Origin of the sequence: Mycobacterium sp. 48b, from assembly GCF_048282725.1 — a bacterium.
Lineage (GTDB): Bacteria > Actinomycetota > Actinomycetes > Mycobacteriales > Mycobacteriaceae > Mycobacterium.
In genome coordinates this window covers 2,526,832-2,552,333 of sequence record NZ_JBLVUL010000001.1, presented here as the reverse complement: position 1 = coordinate 2,552,333, position 25,502 = coordinate 2,526,832, and the positions used below count along the sequence as shown (strand labels likewise).

Genomic DNA, 25,502 nt, shown 5'->3' with positions numbered 1-25,502 from the left:
ACCGTAATCGTTACAGTACTTGGCGGAAACCACGACTTGTAGCCTGGTGTCGATTTCTCCCCCACCTGACGATTCGAGGAATGACTGTGAACGGAAACTGGCAACCCGGCTGGCTGCCCGACCCTGAGGGCCGCTACGAATACCGCTGGTGGGACGGACAATCCTGGACCGATCAGATCTCTCATCAGGGCCAGGCCGGCCGGGCGCCACTCAGTGGCTCCCCGCAGCAACCGCAGCAGGCCCAGCAGCAACCGCAGGCCCAGGCCCAGCCCGCCGGTGACGGGTTCAATGGCATCAGCGGGGATCTCGTCGACGGACGGTTCAGCGAGAAAGAGGCGACGCCGATCGCCAACCAGAACAAGAAGATGCTGCGGGTCCGCCTCGGCGAACCCTTCATGGCCCGGCAGGGCTCGATGGTCGCGTACCAGGGCAACGTCGACTTCGCCTTCGAAGGCGGCGGCGCGTCGAAGTTCATCAAGAAGGCCCTCACCGGTGAAGGCCTTCCGCTCATGCGCTGCCAGGGGCAGGGCGATGTGTTCCTGGCCGATCAGGGTTTCGACGTACACCTGCTGCAGCTGGCCAACTCGGGCCTGTCGATCAGCGGCAAGAACGTGCTGGCCTTCTCATCGAGCCTGGACTGGAACATCGAGCGGGTCCGCGGCGGCAGCATCGCCACCGGCGGCCTGTTCAACACCACCCTGCGCGGCACCGGATGGGTGGCGCTGACCACCGACGGACCACCCGTGGTGCTCAACGCCTCCGAGGCCCCGACCTTCGCCGACACCAATGCGGTCGTGGCGTGGTCCGCGCACCTGCAGACCCAGCTCAAGACCAGCTTCAAGGCGGGTGCGTTGATCGGCCGGGGCTCCGGCGAAGCGATTCAGGTCGCGTTCCACGGCAACGGCTTTGTGATCGTGCAGCCCTCGGAGGGTGTCACGGTTCCGATGCAGTGAGCGACGCGCCCAGCGCAAGCTTCCCGCCATCCCGGGTCAGCAGGTAGAGCGCGGCCGCGGACACCAGCCCGATTGCCGTGAGGCCCAGCCACACCAATTCGGCCAGGTCCGCGGCGCGCGCCGCGCCGATCAGCGATCCGGTGGCCACATTGCCCAGCAGGATCCCCACTCCGACGACCGTGTTGTAGAACCCGTAATGGGTGGCCACCAGCCGATCGCCCGACAGCGCCACGACGGTGTCCATCTCGAACGGGAACACCGCGGCTGACCCCAGGGCCAGCAGTGCGGACGAGCCGAGCAGTGCGGCCACCGCGGCGGCGGTACCGAACCGGTCGGCGTCCGGTACCACTGCCAACGGAACGAAGGCCGCCGCCAGCACCAGCAGGCCGACCACCAGGCTGCGGCGCGGGCCCCAGCGGTCGCCGAACCAGCGCGTGATCCGCAACTGGCCGCCCACCGCGATCAGCCCGGACACCACGAAAATTCCTGCCACCAGTGCGGTTTCGTTCCCAGGACGCAGCACCGCAGCCTGCAGCGGCAACGCCAGATAAACCTGGAAGGACAGCACGTAGGAGCCGATCATCGCCACCGCGAACAACAGGAACCCGCGGTTGGCGATGACACTTCGCCAGTCGTCGAGTACCGAACTCCGCTGTTCGACGGGTTCGGCGCGGTGCCGCGGCAGCGCGAGCAGCTGGGCCACGGTCAGCACCGCGAATACCGCCGCGGCCGCGGCGGCGGTCACCCGGAAATCGAAGGCCAGCAACGCCATTCCCGCGAGCGGGCCCAACAGGATTCCGGCCTGGTAGAAGACGTTGAACGTCGCGAAGGCCTCGACCCGCCGGTCACCGGCATCGGCAGCAAGGTAGGCACGTACTGCTGGATTGAACAGCGCTCCGGCGAACCCTGTTGCCGCCGAGGCGATCAGCATCGCAGGCAGAGAATCCGCGACGACCAGCAGACCGAACCCGGCAGTGCGCAACAGACACCCGGCAACGATCAACGGCTTGTATCCCAGCCGGTCGGCCAGGGTACCGCCGACGATGAACATGCCCTGCTGGGAGAAGTTGCGCACCCCCAGCACCAGGCCGACCGCCCACGCCGCCAGACCGAGCGGCCCGGCCAGATAACCGGCCAGGTACGGCATCAGCATGTAGAAGCCGAGATTGATGCCGAACTGGTTGACCATCAACAGCCGGCTGGGCAGGTCGAAGCTGCGGAACTGCGTGATGAGTCCGCTCATCGGGCCGGCGCCGTCGGGTCGGCGACCGTCTCGCAACGGGTCCAGGTCTGGACCACGCGATCGCCTGCGGCGGCGATCGTCTCCGGTTCGTCGGCGGGTCGGTGATCGAGCAGACCGAGCTCTCGGCAGTAGTCGTCGTTGTACACCGTGTCGAAGTAACGCTGCGGACCGTCGGGAAACACTGCGGCAATCGTGGTGCCTGCCGGATGGTTCCGTGCCGCCCATCCGGCCACCAGGCCGACCGCACCCACACTCCAGCCCCCGCTCGCGTAGTACGTCGATGCCAGCGTCCGGGCGGTCCACACCGCGTCGGCCGGCGCGACCCAGTGCACCTCGTCGAACGCGCCGTAGTCCACATTGCGGGGATAGATGCTCGACCCCAGACCCCGCATGACGCGGGTTGCGGCGGGTTGGCCGAAGATCGTCGAGCCGATGGTATCGACCCCGATCAGGCGCAGATTCGGGTTGAACTCACGTAGCACCCGCGCCACCCCGGCCGAATGGCCGCCGGTGCCGACCGAGCAGACCAGCACGTCGACATGGCCGATCTGGGCGTTGAGCTCCAACGCCAGCGGCCGGTACGCCTCGACGTTGTCGGGGTTGTTGTATTGATCCGGGTACCACGCGTTGTCATCGGCCGCGAGCAGTTGGGCCACGCGATCTCGCCGGGCCTGCTGCCATCCCCCGGTGGGATGCGGCTCCGTCACCATCGACACGTCGGCTCCGTAGGCGGTCAACATGCGCTCGATGATCGGCTCCAGGCCCGGATCGGTCACCAGTGTCACCGGATGGTGGTAGATCGTCCCCGCGAATGCGAGACCCAGGCCCAAAGTGCCACTGGTTGATTCGATGATGCGGCCGCCGGGCTTGAGATCACCGCGGGCCCGGGCCTGCTCCACCATGTGCATGGCGGGGCGATCCTTCATGCCGCCGGGGTTGAAACCTTCGAGTTTCGCCCAGAAGCCGCGCCCGGCGTCGGCGAACGGAGTGGAAACCCACAGGGTGGGGGTGTGACCGACCATGGTGTTGGGACCACGGTTTCGGCGCAGTACGTGGAATGAACGAGTGGACAGGGCATGGTTCATGGACTTGCCGTTTCTGTATCCGCCGCGACTGCGCGCGGCAACTGACCTGGACAGCGTTGGGAGAACAGCGCTTTGCGCACTGCACATCCCGCGCTGCCGTCAGCGGCGCGCGATACAGATCCGGATCAGAAGTTCCTGCCCGGCGAGTTGAATCCGGTGGCGGTCAGGTGGGCCCCGCGGCGCCCGCACCGTGGCGCACCCGCACAGCACCGCGCAACCGGCGATGAAGGCCACGACCGACAATGCCGCCGCGGTGGCCGTTGTCCGTGGCAGCACCGCGGCGGTGAAACCCTCCAGCGTGTGCGGGGCCGAGCCGTCAGTGACGTGTGGGTGGTCCAGCATCATCAGATCGGCTCCCTCGCCGATCGCGGCGGAGACCGCATGCGGCAGATGCACCGTCTGATGGTGGCTCGTCACCTGCCACTGCCCGGCGAGCACGGCCGCCCACAACACGACCACCGTCATGGCTGCCAGCCGTGACAGTGAGTAGATACGAGACCCGCGTGGCATCACGATGTTTCCGACGGTAGCCGGTGCTGTGCCCGCAATTCTGATTGCGCGCGAATCGAATCCAGCCTGTGACTCGTTTGCGATCATCGGAATCGTCTCAGCCGCAAGCTGTTACTGACCACGAACACCGAGGAGAACGCCATCGCAGCGCCGGCCAACATGGGGTTGAGCAATCCGGCGGCGGCCAGCGGCAACGCGGCGACGTTGTAGGCGAACGCCCAGAACAGGTTGCCCTTGATCGTGGCCAGTGTGCGCCGCGACAACCGGATGGCATCGGCGGCCGCCCGCAGATCACCGCGGACCAGGGTCAGATCGCTGGCCTCGATCGCCACGTCGGTTCCGGTACCCATGGCCAGGCCGAGGTCGGCCTGGGCCAGCGCCGCGGCGTCGTTGACGCCGTCGCCGACCATGGCCACCACCCGGCCCTCGTCCTGCAGCCGCTTGATCACATCGACCTTGTCCTGCGGCAGAACCTCCGCGTAAACCTCTTGCACACCAACCTGTTCGGCGATCGCACGGGCTGCGGCCTCGTTGTCGCCGGTCAGCATGATCGGTTCCAGACCGAGGCCACGCAGCTGCTCGATCGCCTCCTTCGAGGTGGGCTTGACCGCGTCGGCGACCACCAGGACCGCCCGCGCCTGACCGTCCCACCCCACGGCGATCGCCGTGCGGCCCTGGTCCTGAGCCTCGCGCATCGCGGTGTCGAGTTCCTGGGGCAACTGCTGCCCCCAGTCAGCCAGCAGCTGACGTCGTCCCACCACGAGGGCATGGCCGTCCACGACGCCCTGCACCCCCAGGCCCGCCACGTTGGCGAAATCCTCGACCGAGGACAGCTCGCCCAGCTTGTCGCGGGCGCCCTTGGCGACGGCCCGGGCGATCGGGTGCTCGGAGCCGTCCTCGACCGCGCCGGCCAACCGCAGCACCTCGACGGAATCCTCGCCGTCCGCGGTGATCACGTCGAGCAGCGTCATCGCCCCGGTGGTCACCGTCCCGGTCTTGTCCAGCACCACGGTGTCCACGCGGCGAGTCGACTCCAGCACCTCGGGACCCTTGATCAGGATGCCTAGCTGGGCACCGCGGCCGGTGCCGACGAGCAGCGCCGTCGGCGTGGCCAGGCCCAGCGCACAGGGGCAGGCGATGATCAGTACCGCCACCGCGGCGGTGAAGGCGGCGGCCACCGATCCCCCGGTCCCGAGCCAGAAGCCCAGCGTGCCGACCGCGAGCGCGATGACGATGGGTACGAAGACCGCGGAAACCTTGTCGGCAAGGCGCTGTGCCTGAGCCTTGCCGGATTGGGCGTCCTCGACCAGCCTGGCCATCTGGGCCAGCTGTGTGTCGGATCCGATTCGCTTGGCCCGCACCACGAGCCGGCCGCCGACATTGACCGTGGCTCCGACGACCTGGTCGCCCGGGCCGACTTCAACCGGTACCGATTCGCCGGTGAGCATCGAGGCGTCCACCGCCGACGAACCGTCGACCACCTCACCGTCGGTGGCGATCTTCTCGCCGGGCCGGACCACGAACTCGTCACCGACGGCCAGCGACTCGATGGGAATGCGTTGTTCCACGCCGTCTCGCAGCACCGCGACGTCCTTGGCGCCGAGCTCGAGCAACGCACGCAGCGCTGCGCCGGCGCGACGCTTGGACCGCGCCTCGAAGTACCGGCCGGCCAGGATGAAAGTCGTGACGCCCGCAGCGACTTCGAGGTAGATGTTGCCGGTGCCGTCCGTCTGCGAGATGGACAGCGAGAACGGATGCGTCATCCCCGGCACCCCGGCGGTACCCCAGAACAGCGCGAACAGCGACCAGCCGAACGCCGCGATGGTGCCCATCGAGATGAGCGTGTCCATGGTGGCGGTCCCGTGCCGCAGATTCGTCCACGCCGCACGGTGGAACGGCAGCGCGCCCCACACCACGACGGGTGCGGCCAGGGTCAGCGACAACCACTGCCAGTTGGTGAACTGCAGCGCCGGAACCATCGCCATGGCCACCACCGGGACGGTCAGGACCGCCGAGACGATCAACCGGGTCCGCAATGCCGCGGTCGGATCATCCTCGTCATGGCTCTCGGCCGCTCTGTCGGCGGGCAATTGTGCTGTGTAGCCCGCGGTCTCGACGACCTCGATCAGCTGCTCGGGCGTCACCTCACCGGCGACGTCGACGGTGGCCTTCTCGGTGGCGAAGTTCACCGTCGCGCTGACACCGTCCAGGTTGTTGAGCTTCCGCTCGATGCGTCCGGCACATGAGGCACACGTCATCCCGCCGATCTCCAGTACGACGTGACCGGTCGCGGTGCTCACGGTGCCCCCTCAACGGTGAATTCGGCGGTGTGCACCACATCGCGGTGCTTGAAGTCCAGGAACAGCCGGTAGGTACCGGCACTGGGAAGCGTGGTGTGGAACGCGATCTGCGGACCCGGCGCGGTGGCCGGATCAGCCGCATCGCTCATCGGGTGGACGTGCAGGTATTCCAGATCCGACGCGCGCACCGCGACCAGGTGCCCGTAGGCACCCAGGTATGGCTGCAGGTCGGTGACCGGTTTGCCGTCCCGGCTGACCGACAGCGTCAGCTCCGACGCCTGACCCGCCTTGGCCACTCCGGAGACCGAGACCGTGTAGCCGTCGACGGTTGCGGTGCCGGCGGGTGCGGGCAGTGGCTGCGGCTGGTAATTCCCGGCGACGGTCATATCGGCTCCGAGTGTGACCGGACGGCCATCGGCCGGCACGAAGTCGGCGAACACCCGGTAGTCGCCGGGTTTGGCCAGATCCAGCGGAACGCTCCAGGTACCGGAATCGTCGAGGACCGGATGCACATGCTGGTACTCGGCGAGATCACGGCGCACCACGATCAAGTGCAGTAGCTTCTCGTGACTCTCGACATAGTCCGTCACCGCAGCGCCGGAGCCGTCGACGATGCGGAACCGCAGCGGTACCGCGGTGCCCGACGGCAGCTCGGTCTCGGCGAGGTGCAGCGTGTACGCGGACCCGTGGCCCGCGACATGGCCCACGTCGTGGCCGGCGTCGTGGCCCTCGGCGGGCATGACCGCAGAGCCGATCCCGAACGAGACGGCGAACACCATGACAAGTCCGACGACGAACCCGACGAGCTTCTGCGGCGCACTCACGATCGACCCCGGCTCAACCGGCGATGGCGTAGCCGGCCTCGACGACCGCGTCACTGATGGCGGACGGATCGAGCCGGCTGTCGCTGTCGATGGTCACCAACCCGGTCGCCAGGTCGACCTCGACCGTGCGCACACCAGGCAGTCCGCCGACCTCTTCGCGGATCGAGGTGGCGCAATGCCCGCAGGTCATGCCGGTGACGGTGACGGATTGGGTGCTCATGCAATTTCCTCCTGAAGCAGGCCTCGTTGTCGATTCATACTATACCCCCCTAGGGTATGAATTTCCTATGTCCCCCTGCCCACTCCTGCACTATGGGCTCATGGAGCAGATACCGGGCGGCTACCGGGCCCTGGTGGTCGACGACGAGGCCCCACTCGCCGAGGTCATCTCGAGCTACCTCACCCGCGAACAGTTCGAGGTCACCCTCGCCCACGAGGGGTCCGAGGCCTTGCGGCTGGCGCGCGAGGTCGACCCCGACGTCGTGATCCTCGACCTCGGACTGCCCGGCATCGACGGCGTGGAGGTCTGCCGATCCCTGCGCACGTTCTCCGATGCCTACGTGGTGATGCTGACCGCCCGCGACACCGAGATGGACACCATCGTCGGTCTGTCGGTGGGCGCCGACGACTACATGACCAAACCGTTCAGCCCGCGGGAACTGGTGGCCAGGGTCCGGGCCATGCTGCGCCGGCCGCGCGTCTCCTCCCCCGCGGCGACCGACGGCCGGGTGTTCGGCGCGCTGCGCATCGATGTCGACGGACGCCAGGTGTTCCTCGACGACGAGCCGATCATGCTGACGCGTACCGAATTCGACGTGCTCGCGGCCCTCTCGGCCCGTCCCGGGGTGGCGCTCAGCCGGCGCCAGATACTCGAATCCGTCTGGGAGACCACCTACGTCGGCAACGAACACCTCGTCGACGTCCATATCGGTCATCTCCGCCGCAAACTGGGCGACGACCCGGCCGACCCGCTGTACGTGATCACGGTGCGCGGGGTCGGATACCGGATGGGTACCGGGCAGGACGCCCAGCGATGAGCGTCGGCCTGCGCACCCGGCTGCTCTCGGCCCAGGCCCTGGTGCTGGTCGCCGGTGCCGGCACCACCGGGCTGGTGGCCGCCATCGTCGGGCCGCCACTGTTCCGCGAACATCTGCACCGCGCAGGGGTATCCGGCGACTCGGCCGAACAGATGCATGCCGAGGAGGCCTACGTCTACGCCACGATGATCTCGATCGGGGTGGCGTCGTGCGTCGCGATACTGGCGGCCCTGATCGTCACCTGGTACTTCGGCAGGCGCCTGCAGAAGTCGCTGACCCAGGTGTCCCGCGCTGCCACCGCCATCGCCGACGGTCACTACGACTCGCGGGTTCCACCCGCCCATCTCGGAGATGAATTCGACTCCATGGCAAGTTCTTTCAATCAGATGGCCGGCCGGCTGGAGGCCGTGGACGCCAGCCGGCGCAGGCTGTTCAGCGATCTTGCCCATGAGATCCGCACTCCGGTTTCGGTTCTGGAGGCCTACTTCGAGGCCATCGAGGACGGCGTGAGAACCCTTGACCCCGAGACTGTCTCGATGCTGCGGCAGCAGACCCACCGCCTGGTCCGGTTCGCAGGCGACGCCGGCTCCCTGGCCAAGGCGGAGGAAACCCCGGCCACGATCACCCCGGTACCGGTGGCGATGGACACGGCGCTGGCCGCCGCGGTCGCCGCGGCTCAGGACCGGTTCGACGACAAGGGCGTGACGCTGAGCCGGCGGGTGAACGAGGATCTGCCCTCGCTGTCCGCCGATCCCCACCGGCTGGCCCAGATCCTGGGCAACCTCCTCGACAACGCACTGCGGCACACCCCGGCCGGGGGCCGGGTGACGGTCGGCGCCACCACGGGGCCCGACGGGAGCGTCACGCTGACGGTGGCCGATACCGGCGAGGGCATCCCTCCCGAGCATCTGCCCCATGTCTTCGAACGGTTCTACCGGGCCGACACCGCGCGCGACCGCGACCACGGTGGATCCGGCATCGGGCTGGCGATCGTGAAGGCCTTGGTCGAAGCGCACCGCGGCCGCATCACGGTGCGCAGTTCAGGCGCCGGCACCACCTTCACGATCACCCTGCCGACCGGTTAGAGCGAACCCAGGATCTGGCGCATGGTGTCGATCTCCTGCTGCTGCGTCTTCACGATGGTGCGGGCCATCTCGACCGCGGCCGGGTACTGACCGTCCTTGATCTCATCCTGAGCCATGGTGATCGCGCCCTCGTGGTGAGCGATCATGTGCGTCAGGTACAGCTTGTCCGCCTCAGCGCCCTGGGCGTTGCGCAGCGCGGTCATGTCGGTCTCGGACACCATGCCCTGCATCGCGGGCATCTCACCCATGTTTCCGTGGCCCACGTCGCCGTGGCCCTGCTGCGGCATGGGCGGCATCGGAGGGTTGCCCCACTGCTTCAGCCAGCCCTGCATCTGCTCGATCTCCGGGGCCTGGGCGCCCTTGATCTGCGTGGCCAGCTCGGTCACCCGCGCATCGATTCCCTGCTTGGCCAGCAGCACATCGCTCATCTCCACTGCCTGCTGGTGGTGCGGAATCATGTGCTGGGCGAACATCACATCGGCATCGTTGTGAACCTCGCCGGCGGCCGGTGCGCTCGCTGACGCCGAGGTGCTCGGGGTGTTCGCAGCGCCCTCGGACTTGTCGGCGGCCTCGTTGCCACAGCCGGCCACCAGGGCCGCCGCCACCACCGCGCCGGCACTCAGCATCATCAGTTTCGTCATGTCTCCAGCGTCGCGAGACTCGATGTGGCTGCCCTAGTCGTTCGATGAAGATTCGATAAAGGTCTACGCGGGCCTGGCCCGGAACAGCTTCACGTCACTCTTGACGCCCTTGACGTGCCGGGCTCCGGCGAACGACCAGCCGAACCGGTCGTCGGCCCCGGCCTCGGTGATCGCCGCGCGGGTCGACTCGGCCACCAGCACGGTGCCGGGGCGCGCCACTCCGGTGACCCGGCTGGCCAGATTCACCGAACTGCCGAACCAGTCACCGGCCCGGCTCACCGCAGGCCCGGTCGCCAGACCGACCCGCAACCGCGGGAAGTCCTCGTCGGTTTCGGTGGTGGCCACCAACTTCAATACGGCATCCAGCAGGGCCGCCGGATCGGCACTGACCAACATCACCGCGTCGCCGATCGTCTTGATCAGCCGGACCGGGCCGGTTGCCACCTCACGTGCCGCGTCGGCCAGCCGATTCGCCAGCCGCTCAAGGTCTTCGGGCTGCACCACCTCGCCCAGCCGGGTGAACCCCACGATGTCGGCGAATGCGATGGTGACCAGCCGGGCACCCGGCAGCGGAACCCCCTCGGCCCGCTCGGAAGCGCTGACCGCCTCGGTCTCCATCGCATGGCGCAGTTGTACGAACAGCATGTCCCGGATCATCGGCCCGATCAGCGGGGCGGCCTCGGCCACCAGCGCCTCACTCGCCTTGGCGGTTTCCAGTTCCGTCGCCCCCGGCGTCAACACCGCCGCCAGCGCGGCGTAGCGCATCACCTCGGCCGCCCGGCCGAGTCCTTCGGAGAGCACCCGGGTGATCAACACGATCTGGTCCGGGGCGATACCCAGCTCCAGGAAGCGCTCGGCGAAGCCAACCGCCTCGGCATCGGCCCGCAACAGCACCGCGGCGTCGGGGTCCTCGACGGTCGCCAACCCCATCGCCCGTTGCAGCCGCTGTACGAGCGCGACGTCGAGCCCGGTCTGCTCGCTGATCTCGCGGGTCGACACATAGGTGCCGTCGTCCCCGGCCACCCGGCGCGAGGCCAACAACATCGGGGTCACGGCCTGGCGGATCTGGTCCGCGGTGATGCCACGAGACAGAAGCCATTCGACCAGCTCGGCACGCTGTGCACCGGCGTCGCCGTCGAGTCCGTCGAGGAGAGTGGGGTCGGCCACCATCAGGTCAAGGTATACCGACGGGCCGCATGAACGGCCGGAGCCGTCGAGGACGCGAGCAATGACGACATGTCCTGGGGATAACGGACGTCCACGACCACGGAGTCCCCGAAGCGGTACGGCTTGCCTGCCACCAGGCCGACGAACTGCTTACGCAGCCGCGACATCTCGGCGCGCACGGTCACCACCCTGGACCGATCGCCGTAGAGATCCTCCGCCAGTTCCGGAGCCGACCGGCCCTGCCTGCTGGTCGCCAAAACCAACAGGATCTCGGCGTGTCGGCTGGAGATGCTGCGCCGCCAATTGCCGAACTGTCCGGACATCTCCAGCGACGGTTCGCCGTCGCGCAGGTCGAGGATGACGCGCGACGGCACCGCACTGGGCTCGGCGTCGTCGGCCACCCGGACCAGCCACCCACCCGGCAGCGCCTCGACATCGCACATGCCCAGCGGGGGAATCCACACCCGGCCAGGTAAACCGCTCTCGGGCAACAAGATCCGGTTGTGCAGCGGCAGGGAGTCCACTGCCGCGACCCAGCCCTCGGCATCGACTGCCAGCGCCGGGCTGCCCACCCTCGCCAAGATGGGCGCCGCCACCGCACGCAGCCGGTTCAGCGTCCTGTCATGTGCCTCGCGCAGCTGCGATTCCGCGAGCCGGGCGACGAGGTCCACCAGGGCGACCGTCGTCGGGTGCACGGTGGAGGCCGGACCGGACACGTCCACGATGCCGATGACCTGACCGGTGCGCGGATCCCGGATCGGCGCACCGGCACACGTCCAGGGGTGGTGGCTGCGCAGGAAATGTTCGGCCGAGAAGATCTGCACCGCGCGGTGCGAGGCGAGCGCGGTACCGATCCCGTTGGTTCCCACCGCGTTCTCACTCCACGTCGCGCCCTCGATGAAACCGAGGCGGTCGGCAAGGCTGAGGACCCGCGGCGAGCCCGAGCGCCACAGCACCCGGCCCCGGGCGTCGGCCACCACCAGGATGTTGTCGCCCTCTTCGATCACCGAGTCCAGCCCGCGCGAAACATCGTCGAGCACCGCGATGAGACCGGACTGCTGCCGCAGCAAGTCCAGCCCGGTTGTCTCGACCTGCGGTGGAATGTGATGATCGGGGTTTATCCCCTTGGCGCGCAGCCTGTTCCAGGAGTCTTCGATCACCGCCCGAGGGCGCGCAGGCGCGCGATCCCCCGACATGGTCGCGTCGTACACCGCCGACAAGAGCATGGCGTACCGCCGCGGATCCTCACCAGGTGAGACCGCGGGCTCAGGTATCGATGAACCGGCCATCATCGCCGATTGTGCTCCACATCACATCGGGACGCCAATCACGATGCGCTTCCGCTCGGGTCGACCAGAACCTTCATCTTCTTGCCTGCATGCAGGGCTTCGAATCCCTCGTCGATCACGTCGTCGATGGAGATGGGAGTGACCCATCCTCTCGTGTCGTACATCCCCTGCGCCATGAGATCGATGACCGCCTCGAAGTCCGCCGACGTGTAACACAGCGATCCCTGGATCCTGGACTCGTTCATCACCAGGTTGAGCAGGGGCGTCGTCAGCGGCTTCTCGTAGATCGCGACGCTGACCGTCGGTTTGCGGGCACCCACGCAGGCCGTGGCGGCCGCGATCGCAGGGGCCACGCCGGCGGCATCGAATGCAGCGTCGGCCCCACGTCCTTCGGTCTGATCGGCGATGAACGCCGGGACGTCGACGGCCGTCGGGTCCAGGGTCGCGGCGCCGAGAGTCTCGATCGCGGACCTGCGGGCGGGTGAGGGTTCCACAACGTACACGTCGTCGAGCCCTTTGCCCCGCAGCGCGAACCACAGGCCGATACCGATCGGGCCGGCGCCGAAGATCACCGAGGTGTGCAGCGGGCCCACCTCGCCGAGAGTCGCGGCGTGGTAGGCCACCGACATCGGCTCGACCAGCGCGCCGAGCTCGAGCGAGACGTTGTCGGGCAGCCGGTGCAGCATGCCGGTCGGCACCACGGTGTACTCGGCCATACCTCCGTCGGACATCAGGCCGTGGAAACCGATCTGCTGACAGACGTTGTAGGTGCCGGCCCGGCACGGTGCGCAATTGCCGCATCGGTAAATCGGCTCGACCGCCACCCGGTCGCCCGGGGCGAAGCCGGTCACGCCCGCGCCCACATCGGTGACGGTGCCGGAGAACTCGTGGCCCATGGTCAACGGCAGCTGCCGGCCCGTCAAGGGATGCGGCTCGGTCGGCACGAAGATCGGGCCTGCATAGTATTCATGCAGGTCAGTGCCGCAGATTCCGTTGAAGCCCACCTTGATCTTGACGGTGCCGGGGGCAGGGTCAGGCTCCGGGACGTCGGCGACTTCGACCTTGTTCGGTCCGTAGTAGACGGCTGCTTTCATAGGGCCGTTCTAGGCGACCGGCTGGGTGCGCCGTAAGGGTTGCAAGACGTTGCGGTCTCAAACGCCGGGCCCGTTGCAACCCCGTGCAACCCTTGTTGCGCCGTCAGGCACGGTGTGGGCTGGGCCACATGACACAGACCACCGCCGCACCGCTGGCCACACTGTCACCACAGGAACGGGTTGACGCGTGGCTGGCCGATTTCGAATCCGCACTGGCCGACCGCGACATCGAGCGCGTCGTCGGAAAGTTCGCAACGGACAGCTTCTGGCGTGACCTGGTCACCTTCACCTGGAACCTCAAGACCCTCGAGGGCCGCGACGGCATCGCCGACATGCTGACCGCGCGGCTACACGACACCGACCCGTCCGGGTTCAGGACAGCGGAGACACCGACCGAGGAATTCGACGGCGAACACGTCGTCACCTCGGCGTTCATCGAGTTCGAGACCGCGGTGGGCCGCGGCAAGGGGCACCTGCGACTGCGCGACGAACTGGGCTGGACCCTGCTGACCACCCTGCAGGAACTCAAAGGCCACGAGGAGCGCAAGGGCGCGAGCCGGCCGCTGGGAGCCGTACACGGCTCCGATCCGGACCGGCGTTCATGGGCCGAGAAGCGCCTCGACGAGGACCTGACGCTGGGCTATACCGAGCAGCCTTACACCGTGGTGATCGGCGGTGGCCAGGGCGGTATCGCACTGGGCGCCCGGCTGCGCCAGCTCGGCGTCCCCGCCATCGTCGTCGACCAACACGAACGGCCCGGCGATCAGTGGCGCAAGCGCTACAAGTCGCTGTGCCTGCACGATCCGGTCTGGTACGACCACCTGCCGTATCTCCCGTTCCCGCCGAACTGGCCGGTGTTCGCGCCGAAGGACAAGATCGGCGATTGGCTGGAGTTCTACACCCGCGTGATGGAGGTGCCGTACTGGAGCTCGACCAGCTGTCTGTCGGCGTCCTACGACGAAGCCGAACAGCGCTGGACGGTCGAGGTGAACCGCAACGGCGAACCCGTCACACTGCGGCCGGCCCAGCTGGTCCTGGCAACGGGCATGTCGGGCAAGCCCAGCATCCCGACGATCCCGGGCCAGGACCTGTTCCGAGGCGAGCAGCACCATTCCAGCCACCACCCCGGCCCGGACCGGTATCTCGGTAAGCGAGTCGTGGTGATCGGCTCCAACAACTCCGCCCACGACATCTGTAAAGCCTTGTACGAGAACTACGTGGACGTCACGATGGTGCAGCGCTCCTCGACCCACATCGTCAGGTCGGAGTCGCTGATGGAGCTGGGCCTCGGCGATCTGTATTCGGAGCGGGCCGTCGCGGCGGGAATGACCACCGAGAAGGCCGATCTGACCTTCGCGTCCCTGCCCTATCGCATCATGGCCGACTTCCAGCGCCCCATCTACGATGCGATCCGCCAGCGCGACAAGGACTTCTACGCGCGACTGGAGGCCGCCGGATTCGACCTGGACTTCGGCGACGACGACTCCGGACTGTTCATGAAGTACCTACGGCGCGGCTCGGGCTACTACATCGACGTCGGCGCCTGTGAGCTGATCGCCGACGGCAGCATCAAACTCGCGCACGGCGAGGTGGACCGGCTGACCGAGGACTCGGTGATCCTGGCCGACGGCACCGAGCTGCCTGCCGATGTGGTGGTGTACGCCACCGGGTTCGGCTCGATGAACGGCTGGGCCGCCGACCTGATCAGCCAGGAAGTCGCCGACCGGATCGGCAAGGTGTGGGGGCTCGGCTCGGGCACCACCAAGGATCCGGGTCCGTGGGAAGGCGAACAGCGCAACATGTGGAAGCCCACCCAACAGCCCAATCTGTGGCTGCACGGTGGCAATCTGCACCAATCGCGGCACTATTCGCTGTATCTGGCGTTGCAGCTCAAGGCCCGCTATGAAGGCCTGGCAACGCCGGTGTACGGACTACAGGAGGTCCATCACCTGAGCTGACGACCCACGACATGGCGCCCCGAACGTGAATCCCCCACCGCCGTTCGGGGCGCCCGCGTGTATGCGCTTGCTATACATGCTGGGATGCGCCGATGGATGTGGAGCCTGGCTGTCCTGCTCGTGGTGGCGGGGACCGTGCTCGCCGGCGGCTACTGGGTGCTGAACTCACGGACCTTCGTGCTCGCCGGACATCTGGTGCCCCGAGTCGACACCTCGGCCAAGGTCGTCGCCCTCACCTTCGACGACGGCCCGACCACCCATACCCCCGAGGTGCTGCGGATGCTCCGCGACGCCGGAGTTCGGGCCACCTTTTACCTCACCGGGGCAGAACTGACCGCTGCGCCGCAGTTCGGCACCGCGATCGCCGCGGCCGGCCACGAGATCGGCAATCACAGCTACTCGCACCGGCGGATGGTGCTGATGTCGCCGGCCACCGTCGCCGACGAGATCGAGAAGACCGACGCAGCCATCCGGGCCACGGGGTACACCGGCCCGATCACCTTCCGCCCGCCCTACGGAAAGAAGCTCTGGACCCTGCCGCGCTACCTGTCCACCCATGACCGGACCATGGTCACCTGGGACGTCGAACCCGATTCGGCCACCGGAGCCGGTGCCGATGCGATCGTGGCCGGGGCCGTCTCCGGGGTGCGGCCGGGCTCGATCATCCTGCTGCATGCCATGTATGACAGCCGGGCGGCATCGCGGGCCGCGGTCCCCCGCATCATCGACGAATTGCGCTCGGCCGATTACCGGTTCGTCACCGTGTCCGAACTGCTGGCGAACCCATGACCGAGCTACTGCACGGCCTGGATCCCATCGTCGGCGAGGCGCCCACCGTGCTGATCCTGGGGAACATGCCCAGTGTGATGTCGCTGGCGTCCGGTCAGTACTACGGCAATCCGCGCAACGCGTTCTGGCGGATCACCGGCGCTCTGTTCGGATTCGGTGCCGACGCGCCCTATCCGGAGCGGGTGGCCGCCCTGTGCACCCATCGGGTGGCGGTGTGGGACGTGCTGCGCTCGTGCCGCCGGGCAGGCAGCCTGGACTCCGCGGTCGAGCGGGACAGCATGGTGCCCAACGACTTTGCGGCATTCTTCGCCACGCACCGCACACTGGGGCGAGTGGTGTTCAACGGAGCGGCGGCCGAGGCGAACTACCGGCGACTGGTCGGCGCTGCCGTGCTTCCCAGCATGCGGGCACCGTCCACCAGCCCCGCACAGACCATGCGCTACGAGGACAAACTCGAGGCGTGGCGCCGCGCGCTCAGCGGCTAGCGATTTGTACGGCCCGCTGGGCGGTTAGGCCAGCCGGTCGACGATGTCCTTGGCCTCTTTGAGCCGCAGCCCGGTTTCATCGCGCAGCAGCTTGATGGCAGCGATTTTGTTGCCCTGCAGGGCGAGCTGGCGGACCATTTGACTGGCCATCATCTCGCTGGGCTGACCCGTCGGAGGTAGTGACACCGGGTGCCCCGCCGTCGATGCCGCACGTTCCAATGCCGCAACCCGGCGCTCGAGTTCTTCGACGCGTCGACGCAGGTCGTTGCTCGATTCGTCGTTGCCGCGGAAAAAGCCCATCGTGCCAGTGTGGCATCCCGGCCCCTTCGGCGTTGCTGCGTTCTATTCTCATTGCAGCAGGTTCTCCGATGGCGGGGGCTTCGAATGACGGAAACTGCGACGTGCCGGGCATGTGGCACCGAGCCCCGGGCAGGCGCCCGGTACTGCGATGCGTGTGGCGCGCCCGTCACATCGACGCCGGGCGCCGAATACAAGCAGGTCACCGTGTTGTTCGCCGACGTGGTGCGCTCCATGGACATCGCAGCGACCCTGGGCGCCGAACGGCTCCGCGAGATCATGAGCGACCTGTTCAACCATTCCGCGGCCGTCGTCCGCCGATACGGCGGAACGGTCGACAAATTCACCGGTGACGGCATCATGGCCATCTTCGGGGCACCGGTCGCGTTGGAGGACCACGCTTTTCGCTCCTGCCTTGCGGCTCTGGAAATCCAGCAGCAGACCGCCGTTCTGGCAGTGCAGGTAAAGGCCCGCGACGGTCTCGACCTGGAGTTGCGCATCGGATTGAGCTCCGGCCAGGTCATCACCGGCGAGGTCGGCACCGACACGATGAGCTATACCGCGATCGGCGAGCACGTGGGTATGGCGCAGCGCATGGAATCTGCCGCGCCGCCCGGCGGAGTGATGCTCACCGAGTCGACCGCACACCTGGTCGAAGACACCATGATGTTGGGCGAGCCCGAGTTGGTGCAGGTCAAGGGGGCCGATCAGCCGATCCGGGCGCGCAGACTGCTCGAGCTCAATTCCGCCCACAACCTGCTCAATGTCGGCGAATCAACCCTGGTCGGCCGGGGCTGGGAGTTGTCGGCAGTCGAGGGCATCCTGGAGCGCTCGATCCAGGGGCACGGCAGCATCGTGCTGCTGGTGGGCGGACCGGGCATCGGCAAGAGCCGGCTGGTCAGCGAGCTCGCGGCGAAGGCCGCCGCGCGCGGTGTTCCCGTGAACTCCACGTTCTGCGAGTCCCACACCAGCGAAATTCCGTTTCACGCCATCACCGGCCTGCTGCGGGCGGGGTTCGGCGTAGCGGACCTGGACCGTGAGGCGGCCCGCGCGAAGCTTCGGGAACAGGTTCCCGACGACACCACCGAGAGCCTGGAGCTGCTCGACGACCTGCTCGGCATCGGAGATCCCGACGTCGTTCTGCCGGTGATCGACCCCGATGCCCGACGGCGCAGGCTCACCACGCTGGTCAACGCGGCGTCGCTGGCGCGGACCACACCGGCCGTCTATGTCGTCGAGGATGCCCACTGGATCGACAGCGTCAGCGAATCGATGTTGTCGGACTTCCTGTCGGTGACGCCGCAGACACCGTCCCTGGTCGTGATCACCTACCGCCCCGAATACCACGGCGCATTGAGTCACGTCCACGGCGCACAGACGATAGTGCTTGCACCACTGGACAATTCGGAAACATCAGCGTTGATCACCGAGCTCCTGGGGGCCGGTGACGGGGTCGCCGACCTCACCGACACCATCGCCGGGCGGGCCGCAGGCAACCCCTTCTTCGCCCTCGAGATCGTGCGCGACCTGGCCGAACGGGGCCTGCTCCGCGGCGAACGGGGCGCCTACGTGCTGAGCGACGGGCAGGGCCGGGTGAGCGTGCCGGCCACCCTCCAGGCCACCATCGCCGCGCGTATCGACCGGCTGGCCCCGGCGGCCAAACGAACACTGAGCGCGGGCGCGGTGATCGGGTCCCGATTCAGTGCCGGTTTGTTGGCCTGCCTGGACACCGAGCCGGTCTTCGAGGATCTGATCGAAGCCGAGCTGATCGATCAGGTGCAGTACACGCCGCACGCGGAGTTCGCCTTCCACCACCCGATGGTGCGAACCGTCGCCTACGAATCACAGCTCAAATCCGATCGCGCTGAACTGCATCGGCGCCTCGCCGACACCATCGCAGAGCGCGACCCCGAACTGGCCGACGAGAATGCGGCCCTCATCGCCGAACACCTGGAGGCCGCCGGCGACCTGCATGCGGCATACAACTGGCACATGCGCGCCGGAGCATGGGCGAACAACCGCGATACCGCCGCAGCCCAGATGTGCTGGGAGCGCGCCCGCCAGATCGCCGACCTGCTGCCCGCCGACGATCCGGACCGGCCCGCGATGCGAATAGCTCCTCGCACTCTGGTGTGCGGCAACGGTTTCCGCAGCAAGGTCACTGTCTCCGGCGCCCGGTTCGAGGAACTGCAGGAGCTGTGCGAGGCCGCCGGAGACAAAGCCTCGCTGGCCATCGGCATGGCCGGGCTGACCGGCGAACTGATGCTGCAGGGCCGGGTTCGCGACGCGTCACGGCAGGTGTCCGAGCACATGACCCTGATCGAGTCCATCGGCGATCCCGCGCTCACCGTCGGCTTGTCGGCCACCCCGATCTCGCTCAAGATCGAGAGCGGCGAGATGGGTGAGGTGCTGCGCTGGTCGCAGATGGCGATCGACATGGCCGACGGCGACACCACCAAAGGCAATTTCATCATCGGCTCACCACTGGCAGCAGCCTTCGCCGCACGCAGCATCGCCAAATGGGCATTGGGCCTTGATGGTTGGCGCGCAGATCTCGACCATGCGCTCGCGATGGCACGCAACACCGACAGGTTCACCCACGCCCTCGTCATCACCTGGACGTACTTCACCACCGTCTCCTGCGGAGTACTGCTCGCCAGCGACGACGCACTGCGCGACATCGACGGGGCGCTGCAGATCACCGAAGGCGCGGGCGACGACATCGCGCTCGGCCTGGCTCGAGTGACGATGGGATACGCGCTGCTGAACCGGGATACGCCTGCGGACCGGGAGCGTGGGCTGTCCATACTCGGCCAGGTGCGGCAGATGTGCGTGAGCGGACGGTTCTATATGTCCGAGTTGATCGGCATCGACGTGTACACGGCGCGCGAACGGGCCAAGCGCGGTGACCGGGCCGGAGCCATCCGGGTGCTGCGCGAGGCGATCGACGACCTCTTCCACAGTGGGCAACTTCCCTACAACATCCTGGCGACCGGCATCCTCGCCGAGACCCTGCTGGAGCGGGGCGCCGAGGGCGACGTTGCCGAGGCCGAAGCGGCAATCACCAGACTCGCCGCGACGCCGGCCGAGGACGGCCTGATCATCCGCGACATCATGTTGCTCCGGACGAATGCGCTCATCGCACGCGCCAAAGGTGACGACGCGGGCTACTGCGAGTTCCGCGACCAGTACCGGGACATGGCAACCCGACTCGGCTTCGAGGGACATATGGCGCTGGCGGCCGAGCTGGCCTGAGCGCGCAGCATTGCCGGAGGGCCGGCCGATCCATCCCCCGACCGGTCGCGGGCCACCTATTACGCTTCAGCCACCAAGGCCGGCCGTTCCCGCTTCGACGTCGCCGGCCACCCCCCAGCCGATCGAGGTACTTCGATGACGTTTCCGCCGGCGCAGCCCGGGCCCTATTCGCAGGTCTGGCCGCCACCACAGCCTGTGCCCGGCCAAGGGTGGGGACCGGCGCCCGGGGGTTACCCGCCGCCGCCTCCGGCCGGCCCGGCGCCCGGCAAGCGATCCAACCGGCTGATCATGATTGCCGTGGCGATCCTGATCGTCGTAGTCGTGATCGTCGCGGCGCTTGTGCTGTTCGGCGGATTCGGCGAGAAGACCAAGACAGTCGGGGATTCCGCGTTGGCGGATGCGCTGCTGACCGAAGAGGAAGCCGGCAAGGTCCTGCACGTCGGGGCGCTGGTCGGCAACCCTGACGACGGCGACGGCCGTGTCCAGTCAGCTTTGACCACCCGCGACCCCGGCGATACCTGCTCGATCGGCACCCCCGGCACGGAACGCGATCACAAGGGCAGCGGATCGACTGCCGTGCGCCTGCAGTATCTGCAGTCACCTGACGACAGCCGCGACGGACCCAGCGCCTATTTCGACCAGGCCGTCGTCGCGTTTCCCGACGCCGACGCCGCGCAGCAATTCATCCAGAAGACGAAAATGAAGTTCGAGCAATGTGCCGGAAAGATTGTCGAATCCACCGATGTCGATGGGTCAACAGACCAATGGCGCAACGGTGACATCTCAGACAGTGACGGCGCCCTGTCCTCATCGACGGACGAACTCGACGACCCGGGCGGGTGGATGTGTCGATACGCGGTGGCGTCGCGGCACAACGCCGTAGCCGAGATCCAGTTGTGCGCAGACAACGCTGATGCCGCCACCCTCGGACAGCTCCTCTCGGAGATAACCGACAAGATCGACAAGGCGGCGCGAAGTTAGCGGGATGAGCTGTAGCGTCGATGGGTATAGAAGATGGGAGAACCCATGAAGCTCTTCATCATCGGAAGCCTGGCCACCGTGCTGGCGGTGGGCGGGATGACCACCTCGGCCCCACCGGCAAGTGCCGGCTGCGTGTACGGCGGCAATGTCATCAGCAAGTGCGACGGACCCATCCAACCCGACGGCAGCTGGCAACGTTGCATCGGAACGTGGGGCTATGTGCCCAGCGGTTGGAGCTCCCATCTGGTCCCCGTCAAGCGCTGCGACCCGATGGGTCCCGGCCATGACTATCCGTTCGATTTCACCTTCACCGATCCACCGACCCATATCGACGGCTAGTCGGAAGCGCCGGAACCGCCACCATGCCGAGCCGCGTACTCCCCCGGTGTGCTGCCCAGCATGGACCGAAAGTCGTTGATGAAGTGGGCCTGGTCATACCAGCCGAGTCGCACTGCGAGGTCGGCGAAATCGACGCCGGGAACACTCTCGATCTCCAACGCCGCCTGCTGTAACCGGTACCGGCACAGCACCCACTTGACCGTCACTCCGACGTAGCGCTGGAACACCCGCTGCGTGGTCCGCGTGCTCCACGGTGAGAGCGCCATGACCTGATCGACCCGGTGCAGTGTCGCGTCGTCGCGCATCCGGTCGAGCAGCGGAGTCAACCCGCGGTAGGTCGGATCCACCTCGCCGGCCAACGCGCCGACCGCCGAATCCAGCGCGAGCCGGACCGCCGTCACGTCCTCACCGAGAATGGCAGGCACGCCGGGCAACTCGTCGTCCACCGGCACCACCCGCCCGGTCATCGCAGCGGCGTCCCCGCCGAACCGGGCGGTGAAGCCGCCGGGCCGGAATCGTGCCCCGACCACAGCACCGCGCCCGCTGATGGCGATACGGAAAACCTCGGGCACCACACCGTGCAACAACGTGCTGGGCAACCGATGCCCATGGCGTACAACATCATCGCCCCACTCGCGGGTCAGATGCATGGCCGGGAAGGTGATCACCGTGCTGTCGAACGGACCCGCCTCATGCCGGTCCCAGGTCACCGACCAGTAGTGCTCGACGAACCTCGCGGCGTCCTCCGACGGTGCCCACCGGTGGAGGTCGAATGCCGAGACGTTGCCGGCACGGCCGACCACACCCCGCTCTGGCGCGTTTTTACAAGCGGCCATGGCCACCAGCCTACGAAACTGGTCCACATGAGTGTCACACCGATTCCGGAGGGCTATACCAGCCTGACCCCGTTCATCTGCGTCGACGGAGCCGCCGAGGCGATCACCTTCTACCAGAACGTGTTCGGTGCCCAAGTGATCGAGCGGATGGACGGACCCGACGGCACCGTCGCGCACGCCGAACTGGACTTCGGTACCGGCCGGCTGCAACTCGGAGACCCGCAGGAGGCCTACCAGATCGCCGCACCCAGGCCGGGAGCCGCCGCCACTCATTCGATCGGGTTGTACTGCCCCGACGTCGACGATGTGGTGGACCGGGCCGAGAAGGCGGGTGCGACGATCCGTGAGCCCGCACAAACGTTCGTCACGGGCGACCGCTTCGCCTCCGTGCTCGACCCGTTCGGCCAGCGCTGGACGGTGATGACGCGGGTCGAGGACCTGACGCCGCAGGAGCGCGAACGCCGCGTCGCCGAATGGGCGGCCACCGCCGGGGGCTAACGTGACGGCATGTCTTGCGTGTTCTGCGCCATCGTCGCCGGGGAAGCCCCCGCCATCCGCATCTACGAGGACGACGACTATCTGGGCATTCTCGACATCAGGCCGTTCACCCGGGGACACACCCTGGTGATCCCGAAGCAGCACACCCTCGATCTGACCGACACCCCGGCCGAAACCGTGGCCGAGATGGCCCGCATCGGCCAGCGCATCGCGCGTGCGGCCCGGCTTTCCGGGCTGCACGCCGACGGCAACAACATCGTGATCAACGACGGCAAGGCCGCCTTCCAGAGCGTGTTCCACATCCACCTGCACGTCGTGCCGCGCCAGGCCGGCGACAAACTGTCCTTCGTCAAGGGCATGGTGGTGCGCCGGGATCCGGACCGTGAGGAGTCCGGACGCCTCCTACGTGCGGCGCTGGCGCAGCTCGACGAATCCGCGCAGGATTGAGCGCATGAGCATGCCCTGGTGGGAGCGCTATATCGGCCTCCCGATGTTGTTGTTGCACGACAAGATCTACAAAGCCACCGACGGCCGGATCGGGCATACGATCCCGGGTGGCCCGTCGACGCTGATCCTGCATACCGTCGGCGCGAAAACCGGTCAGCAGCGCGCGAATTCACTGGCCTACGCAAAGGACGGCGCCGACTACCTGGTGGTGGCGTCGAAGGGCGGCGAGCCCACGTCACCGGGCTGGTATCACAACCTGAAGGCCAAACCCCAGGTCGAGATCAACGTAGGCCCCAAGCGATTCGGCGTCACGGCCAAGCCGGTGTTGCCCGGAGATCCCGAGTATCCGCGACTGTGGGACATCGTGAACGACATGAAGGGCAACAAGAACCGCTACATCGGCTATCAGAAGCGCACGACGCGCCCCATTCCGGTGGTCGTGCTGACGCCGTAGGCCTGACGGCCTAGAACAGCTCTTTGGCGAGCAGTTCCAGCGTGGTGTCGCGCGCCGTCGCGGTGGCCGGATCCGCACCGCGCCGGGCCGAGCCCACCGGGTTGACCATGACCTCGTCGACGTCGAATTCTTCGGCCAGGGCCCGGACCTGCTCGGCCGCCTCGGTGGGCGAACCGACCACGGCGCGCCGAAGCCCGGACGCCACGACCGCCTGCGCCTGCGGGGTGAGGGTCGTCGCCTCGGCATCCTCGACCAGATCGAGGGCGCCGAGCGGCTGACCGGTGCGCAGCCGGCCCATCATCTGCAGCTGCGGCAGGAGCAGTGCCATGGCCTCCTCGGTGGTCTCGGCCACCGAAGCGTTGACGGTCAGGAAAGTCACCGGCTCGGACGCCAGGTCGCTGGGCTGGAACTCGTCGCGGTAGACGGCCAGCGCCTCGGCAGTGCCCTGCCCGGAGAAGTGGTGGGCGAACACGTACGGCAACCCCTTGGCCGCCGCCAGATGTGCCGAGTACATCGATGACCCGAGCAGCCACATCCGCGGCTCGGTCACCGCCGCCGGCGTGGCCTTGAGCACGTAGTTCTCCCGCATCAGATCCCGGGGCAACGGCACCCGCACCCCGCGCGCACCCATCAGTGCCACCACGTCGTCGAGGTACTGCGGAAACGCCTCGATATCGCGATCGTCGCGGCCGGCGGCACCGCGCAGCGCCAGCGAGGTGACCGGGTCGGAACCCGGCGCCCGGCCGATGCCGAGGTCGATGCGACCGGGATGGGCGGCCTCCAGCAGCGCGAACTGCTCGGCCACCGCCAGCGGTGCGTGGTTGGGCAACATCACCCCGCCCGAGCCCAGCCGTAGCTGCGTGGTGTGCGCGGCCAGGTGCGCGATCAGCACCGGCGGGCTGGTGGCAGCCACCGCGGGCATGTTGTGGTGCTCGGCGAGCCAGTAGCGCGTGTATCCGAGCCGGTCAGCGGTCTGCGCCAGGTGAGTCGTTGCCGTCAGGGCATCGGCAGTGGACTGATCGGTACGCACCGGGACGAGGTCGAGGACAGAAAGCCGCATGACAGCGTCAACGTCAGGAGCGGTCCGGTTCGTTCCCGCCGGCCTCCGCCACCAGGCGTTTGGCCGTGACGAAGATGTCGTCGAGCATGGCCTCGGTGAGCCGGCCGGTGAACGTGTTCTGCTGGCTGGGGTGAAAGCAGCCGAGCAGGGTGACGGCGCCGAAGTCCGAGGTCAGCGTCGCGGTGGCACCGTGGCCGAACTTGGGGGCGGGTTTGATGTCCGAGCCGATCAGCTCCAGAGCCGCCCGCCATGCGAAACCGCCCAACGCGACGACCACCCGCACCGACGGCCCGACCATCCGCCACTCGGCCTGCAGCCATGGTGCGCACGTGGCCCGCTCGGCCGGAGTGGGTGCGTTGGCGGGCGGCGCGCAGCGCACCGCGGCGGCCATACGGGTATCGATCAGCTGCATGCCGTCGGCGGCATCGACACACACCGCCTGGTTGGCCAACCCGGCCCGGTGCAGCGCGGCGAACAGGAAATCCCCTGACCGGTCTCCGGTGAACACCCGACCGGTGCGGTTGGCACCGTGCGCGGCCGGCGCCAGCCCGACGATGAAGATGCCGGGCGCCTCAGCGCCGAGCCCGGTGGCGGGCCTACCCCAATATGGTTGGTCGGCAAAGGATTTCCGCTTGGCCACGGCCACCTCTTCACGCCATTTGACCAGGCGGGGGCAGGCCCGGCACACCGAGATCAGCGCGTCCAGCTCCGGCACCGTCGACGCTCGGGCAGCCAGCCGCCGCACCTGCGCGGCCGTCTTGGCCACCGGTGTCGTCGCATCCGCGGGATCACCGGGCCAGCCCGAACCGGGCGGCACCGGCGACGGGAACTGGACCCCCGTCCTTGGATGAGGCAGTCGCACCAACTCACTGTGC

The 25,502-nt window shown here is 67.6% G+C and carries 26 protein-coding genes; 12 read left to right on the top strand and 14 right to left on the bottom strand.

The genetic code is table 11. The annotated features are described in order from the left end of the window. Positions 1–80 precede the first annotated feature (80 nt). A complete protein-coding gene (locus tag ACNQR1_RS12440) occupies positions 81–953 on the top strand; it encodes an AIM24 family protein (RefSeq protein ID WP_418046371.1) in 873 nt (290 codons plus the stop codon). Here ACNQR1_RS12440 and ACNQR1_RS12435 read toward each other — a convergent pair. From ACNQR1_RS12435 to ACNQR1_RS12410, 6 genes are all read right to left on the bottom strand, one after another. Continuing rightward, positions 934–2,196, bottom strand: coding sequence for an MFS transporter (locus tag ACNQR1_RS12435; protein ID WP_418046369.1), 1,263 nt, complete (start codon positions 2,194–2,196; stop codon positions 934–936). The genes ACNQR1_RS12440 and ACNQR1_RS12435 overlap by 20 nt on opposite strands. Beyond that, the gene (locus ACNQR1_RS12430) at positions 2,193–3,281 is read right to left on the bottom strand and encodes a PLP-dependent cysteine synthase family protein (protein ID WP_418046367.1); all 1,089 of its coding nucleotides are present in this window, start codon (positions 3,279–3,281) and stop codon (positions 2,193–2,195) included. Before ACNQR1_RS12430 ends, ACNQR1_RS12435 begins: the two co-directional genes overlap by 4 nt. Positions 3,282–3,380: 99 nt before the next feature. After that, positions 3,381–3,791, bottom strand: coding sequence for a hypothetical protein (locus tag ACNQR1_RS12425; protein ID WP_418046365.1), 411 nt, complete (start codon positions 3,789–3,791; stop codon positions 3,381–3,383). Between the two features lie 83 nt (positions 3,792–3,874). Further along, positions 3,875–6,091 carry a heavy metal translocating P-type ATPase gene (locus ACNQR1_RS12420; RefSeq protein ID WP_418046363.1) on the bottom strand — a complete coding sequence of 739 codons (2,217 nt, stop codon included), beginning with the start codon at positions 6,089–6,091 and terminating at the stop codon, positions 3,875–3,877. Further along, a complete protein-coding gene (locus ACNQR1_RS12415) occupies positions 6,088–6,915 on the bottom strand; it encodes a hypothetical protein (RefSeq protein WP_418046361.1) in 828 nt (275 codons plus the stop codon). Before ACNQR1_RS12415 ends, ACNQR1_RS12420 begins: the two co-directional genes overlap by 4 nt. Before the next feature lie 13 nt (positions 6,916–6,928). Beyond that, entirely contained in the window at positions 6,929–7,135 is a 207-nt protein-coding gene (locus ACNQR1_RS12410; protein ID WP_418046359.1) for a heavy-metal-associated domain-containing protein, read from the bottom strand. A 100-nt stretch (positions 7,136–7,235) separates the two neighbouring features. On the opposite strand from ACNQR1_RS12410, the gene ACNQR1_RS12405 reads away from it, so the two are divergent. Beyond that, positions 7,236–7,952, top strand: coding sequence for a response regulator (locus tag ACNQR1_RS12405; protein ID WP_418046357.1), 717 nt, complete (start codon positions 7,236–7,238; stop codon positions 7,950–7,952). After that, on the top strand, positions 7,949–9,037 hold the full coding sequence (locus tag ACNQR1_RS12400; protein ID WP_418046355.1) for an ATP-binding protein: 1,089 nt from the start codon (positions 7,949–7,951) through the stop codon (positions 9,035–9,037). Before ACNQR1_RS12405 ends, ACNQR1_RS12400 begins: the two co-directional genes overlap by 4 nt. Here the strand turns inward: ACNQR1_RS12400 and ACNQR1_RS12395 are convergent. The 4 genes from ACNQR1_RS12395 to ACNQR1_RS12380 form a co-directional block, all read right to left on the bottom strand. Continuing rightward, entirely contained in the window at positions 9,034–9,678 is a 645-nt protein-coding gene (locus tag ACNQR1_RS12395) for a DUF305 domain-containing protein (protein ID WP_418046353.1), read from the bottom strand. The two genes, ACNQR1_RS12400 and ACNQR1_RS12395, sit on opposite strands and share 4 nt — an antisense overlap. Before the next feature lie 63 nt (positions 9,679–9,741). Continuing rightward, the gene (locus tag ACNQR1_RS12390; protein ID WP_418046351.1) at positions 9,742–10,848 is read right to left on the bottom strand and encodes an adenylate/guanylate cyclase domain-containing protein; all 1,107 of its coding nucleotides are present in this window, start codon (positions 10,846–10,848) and stop codon (positions 9,742–9,744) included. Then, positions 10,848–12,134 (bottom strand): GAF domain-containing protein, encoded by a 1,287-nt coding sequence (locus ACNQR1_RS12385; RefSeq protein ID WP_418046349.1) that lies wholly within the window; start codon positions 12,132–12,134, stop codon positions 10,848–10,850. Before ACNQR1_RS12385 ends, ACNQR1_RS12390 begins: the two co-directional genes overlap by 1 nt. 38 nt (positions 12,135–12,172) lie before the next feature. After that, complete coding sequence (locus tag ACNQR1_RS12380; RefSeq protein WP_418046347.1) at positions 12,173–13,228, bottom strand: 2,3-butanediol dehydrogenase; 1,056 nt, start codon at positions 13,226–13,228, stop codon at positions 12,173–12,175. Between the two features lie 128 nt (positions 13,229–13,356). Here ACNQR1_RS12380 and ACNQR1_RS12375 point away from each other — a divergent pair, with 128 nt between their 5' ends. The 3 genes from ACNQR1_RS12375 to ACNQR1_RS12365 all read left to right on the top strand — a co-directional run bounded on the left by ACNQR1_RS12375 (position 13,357) and on the right by ACNQR1_RS12365 (position 16,460). Next, positions 13,357–15,186, top strand: coding sequence for a flavin-containing monooxygenase (locus ACNQR1_RS12375; protein ID WP_418046345.1), 1,830 nt, complete (start codon positions 13,357–13,359; stop codon positions 15,184–15,186). A gap of 84 nt (positions 15,187–15,270) precedes the next feature. Further along, positions 15,271–15,975: a polysaccharide deacetylase family protein gene (locus ACNQR1_RS12370; protein ID WP_418046343.1), complete on the top strand. Its 705-nt coding sequence runs from the start codon at positions 15,271–15,273 to the stop codon at positions 15,973–15,975. After that, positions 15,972–16,460 carry a DNA-deoxyinosine glycosylase gene (locus ACNQR1_RS12365; protein WP_418046341.1) on the top strand — a complete coding sequence of 163 codons (489 nt, stop codon included), beginning with the start codon at positions 15,972–15,974 and terminating at the stop codon, positions 16,458–16,460. The genes ACNQR1_RS12370 and ACNQR1_RS12365 overlap by 4 nt, the downstream gene beginning before the upstream one ends. Before the next feature lie 24 nt (positions 16,461–16,484). Here ACNQR1_RS12365 and ACNQR1_RS12360 read toward each other — a convergent pair whose 3' ends face one another. Beyond that, the gene (locus ACNQR1_RS12360; RefSeq protein WP_418046339.1) at positions 16,485–16,760 is read right to left on the bottom strand and encodes a ribosomal protein L7/L12; all 276 of its coding nucleotides are present in this window, start codon (positions 16,758–16,760) and stop codon (positions 16,485–16,487) included. 84 nt (positions 16,761–16,844) lie between these two features. Between ACNQR1_RS12360 and ACNQR1_RS12355 the strand changes: the two genes are divergently transcribed. From ACNQR1_RS12355 to ACNQR1_RS12345, 3 genes are all read left to right on the top strand, one after another. Beyond that, the gene (locus ACNQR1_RS12355) at positions 16,845–20,012 is read left to right on the top strand and encodes an ATP-binding protein (RefSeq protein ID WP_418046337.1); all 3,168 of its coding nucleotides are present in this window, start codon (positions 16,845–16,847) and stop codon (positions 20,010–20,012) included. Between the two features lie 135 nt (positions 20,013–20,147). Then, on the top strand, positions 20,148–20,993 hold the full coding sequence (locus ACNQR1_RS12350; RefSeq protein WP_418046335.1) for a sensor domain-containing protein: 846 nt from the start codon (positions 20,148–20,150) through the stop codon (positions 20,991–20,993). A 45-nt stretch (positions 20,994–21,038) separates the two neighbouring features. Beyond that, a complete protein-coding gene (locus ACNQR1_RS12345) occupies positions 21,039–21,332 on the top strand; it encodes a hypothetical protein (RefSeq protein WP_418046333.1) in 294 nt (97 codons plus the stop codon). Here ACNQR1_RS12345 and ACNQR1_RS12340 read toward each other — a convergent pair. Then, positions 21,329–22,168, bottom strand: coding sequence for an AraC family transcriptional regulator (locus ACNQR1_RS12340; protein ID WP_418046331.1), 840 nt, complete (start codon positions 22,166–22,168; stop codon positions 21,329–21,331). The two genes, ACNQR1_RS12345 and ACNQR1_RS12340, sit on opposite strands and share 4 nt — an antisense overlap. Positions 22,169–22,195: 27 nt before the next feature. Between ACNQR1_RS12340 and ACNQR1_RS12335 the strand changes: the two genes are divergently transcribed. The 3 genes from ACNQR1_RS12335 to ACNQR1_RS12325 are packed head-to-tail and all read left to right on the top strand — an operon-like array spanning position 22,196 to position 23,567. Next, positions 22,196–22,666 (top strand): VOC family protein, encoded by a 471-nt coding sequence (locus ACNQR1_RS12335; RefSeq protein ID WP_418046329.1) that lies wholly within the window; start codon positions 22,196–22,198, stop codon positions 22,664–22,666. A gap of 9 nt (positions 22,667–22,675) precedes the next feature. Further along, a complete protein-coding gene (locus ACNQR1_RS12330) occupies positions 22,676–23,113 on the top strand; it encodes an HIT family protein (RefSeq protein ID WP_418046327.1) in 438 nt (145 codons plus the stop codon). Positions 23,114–23,123: 10 nt separating this feature from the next. Further along, positions 23,124–23,567: a nitroreductase family deazaflavin-dependent oxidoreductase gene (locus ACNQR1_RS12325; RefSeq protein ID WP_418050348.1), complete on the top strand. Its 444-nt coding sequence runs from the start codon at positions 23,124–23,126 to the stop codon at positions 23,565–23,567. Positions 23,568–23,577: 10 nt separating this feature from the next. Here the strand turns inward: ACNQR1_RS12325 and ACNQR1_RS12320 are convergent, their stop codons facing one another. Beyond that, positions 23,578–24,627 (bottom strand): LLM class flavin-dependent oxidoreductase, encoded by a 1,050-nt coding sequence (locus ACNQR1_RS12320; protein ID WP_418046325.1) that lies wholly within the window; start codon positions 24,625–24,627, stop codon positions 23,578–23,580. A 13-nt stretch (positions 24,628–24,640) separates the two neighbouring features. After that, the gene (locus tag ACNQR1_RS12315) at positions 24,641–25,489 is read right to left on the bottom strand and encodes a uracil-DNA glycosylase (RefSeq protein WP_418046323.1); all 849 of its coding nucleotides are present in this window, start codon (positions 25,487–25,489) and stop codon (positions 24,641–24,643) included. Between the last annotated feature and the right edge of the window lie 13 nt (positions 25,490–25,502).

Bases quoted from the DNA above. Each gene is read 5' to 3' on its own strand.
- ACNQR1_RS12375 (WP_418046345.1), top strand. From the start codon at position 13,357: ATGACACAGACCACCGCCGCACCGCTGGCCACACTGTCACCACAGGAA.
- ACNQR1_RS12430 (WP_418046367.1), bottom strand. From the start codon at position 3,281: ATGAACCATGCCCTGTCCACTCGTTCATTCCACGTACTGCGCCGAAAC.
- ACNQR1_RS12355 (WP_418046337.1), top strand. From the start codon at position 16,845: ATGACGGAAACTGCGACGTGCCGGGCATGTGGCACCGAGCCCCGGGCA.
- ACNQR1_RS12325 (WP_418050348.1), top strand. From the start codon at position 23,124: ATGCCCTGGTGGGAGCGCTATATCGGCCTCCCGATGTTGTTGTTGCAC.
- ACNQR1_RS12435 (WP_418046369.1), bottom strand. From the start codon at position 2,196: ATGAGCGGACTCATCACGCAGTTCCGCAGCTTCGACCTGCCCAGCCGG.
- ACNQR1_RS12360 (WP_418046339.1), bottom strand. From the start codon at position 16,760: ATGGGCTTTTTCCGCGGCAACGACGAATCGAGCAACGACCTGCGTCGA.
- ACNQR1_RS12335 (WP_418046329.1), top strand. From the start codon at position 22,196: ATGAGTGTCACACCGATTCCGGAGGGCTATACCAGCCTGACCCCGTTC.
- ACNQR1_RS12440 (WP_418046371.1), top strand. From the start codon at position 81: ATGACTGTGAACGGAAACTGGCAACCCGGCTGGCTGCCCGACCCTGAG.
- ACNQR1_RS12370 (WP_418046343.1), top strand. From the start codon at position 15,271: ATGCGCCGATGGATGTGGAGCCTGGCTGTCCTGCTCGTGGTGGCGGGG.
- ACNQR1_RS12390 (WP_418046351.1), bottom strand. From the start codon at position 10,848: ATGGTGGCCGACCCCACTCTCCTCGACGGACTCGACGGCGACGCCGGT.
- ACNQR1_RS12340 (WP_418046331.1), bottom strand. From the start codon at position 22,168: ATGGCCGCTTGTAAAAACGCGCCAGAGCGGGGTGTGGTCGGCCGTGCC.
- ACNQR1_RS12345 (WP_418046333.1), top strand. From the start codon at position 21,039: ATGAAGCTCTTCATCATCGGAAGCCTGGCCACCGTGCTGGCGGTGGGC.
- ACNQR1_RS12365 (WP_418046341.1), top strand. From the start codon at position 15,972: ATGACCGAGCTACTGCACGGCCTGGATCCCATCGTCGGCGAGGCGCCC.
- ACNQR1_RS12425 (WP_418046365.1), bottom strand. From the start codon at position 3,791: ATGCCACGCGGGTCTCGTATCTACTCACTGTCACGGCTGGCAGCCATG.
- ACNQR1_RS12400 (WP_418046355.1), top strand. From the start codon at position 7,949: ATGAGCGTCGGCCTGCGCACCCGGCTGCTCTCGGCCCAGGCCCTGGTG.
- ACNQR1_RS12395 (WP_418046353.1), bottom strand. From the start codon at position 9,678: ATGACGAAACTGATGATGCTGAGTGCCGGCGCGGTGGTGGCGGCGGCC.
- ACNQR1_RS12330 (WP_418046327.1), top strand. From the start codon at position 22,676: ATGTCTTGCGTGTTCTGCGCCATCGTCGCCGGGGAAGCCCCCGCCATC.
- ACNQR1_RS12410 (WP_418046359.1), bottom strand. From the start codon at position 7,135: ATGAGCACCCAATCCGTCACCGTCACCGGCATGACCTGCGGGCATTGC.
- ACNQR1_RS12320 (WP_418046325.1), bottom strand. From the start codon at position 24,627: ATGCGGCTTTCTGTCCTCGACCTCGTCCCGGTGCGTACCGATCAGTCC.
- ACNQR1_RS12385 (WP_418046349.1), bottom strand. From the start codon at position 12,134: ATGGCCGGTTCATCGATACCTGAGCCCGCGGTCTCACCTGGTGAGGAT.
- ACNQR1_RS12350 (WP_418046335.1), top strand. From the start codon at position 20,148: ATGACGTTTCCGCCGGCGCAGCCCGGGCCCTATTCGCAGGTCTGGCCG.
- ACNQR1_RS12405 (WP_418046357.1), top strand. From the start codon at position 7,236: ATGGAGCAGATACCGGGCGGCTACCGGGCCCTGGTGGTCGACGACGAG.
- ACNQR1_RS12380 (WP_418046347.1), bottom strand. From the start codon at position 13,228: ATGAAAGCAGCCGTCTACTACGGACCGAACAAGGTCGAAGTCGCCGAC.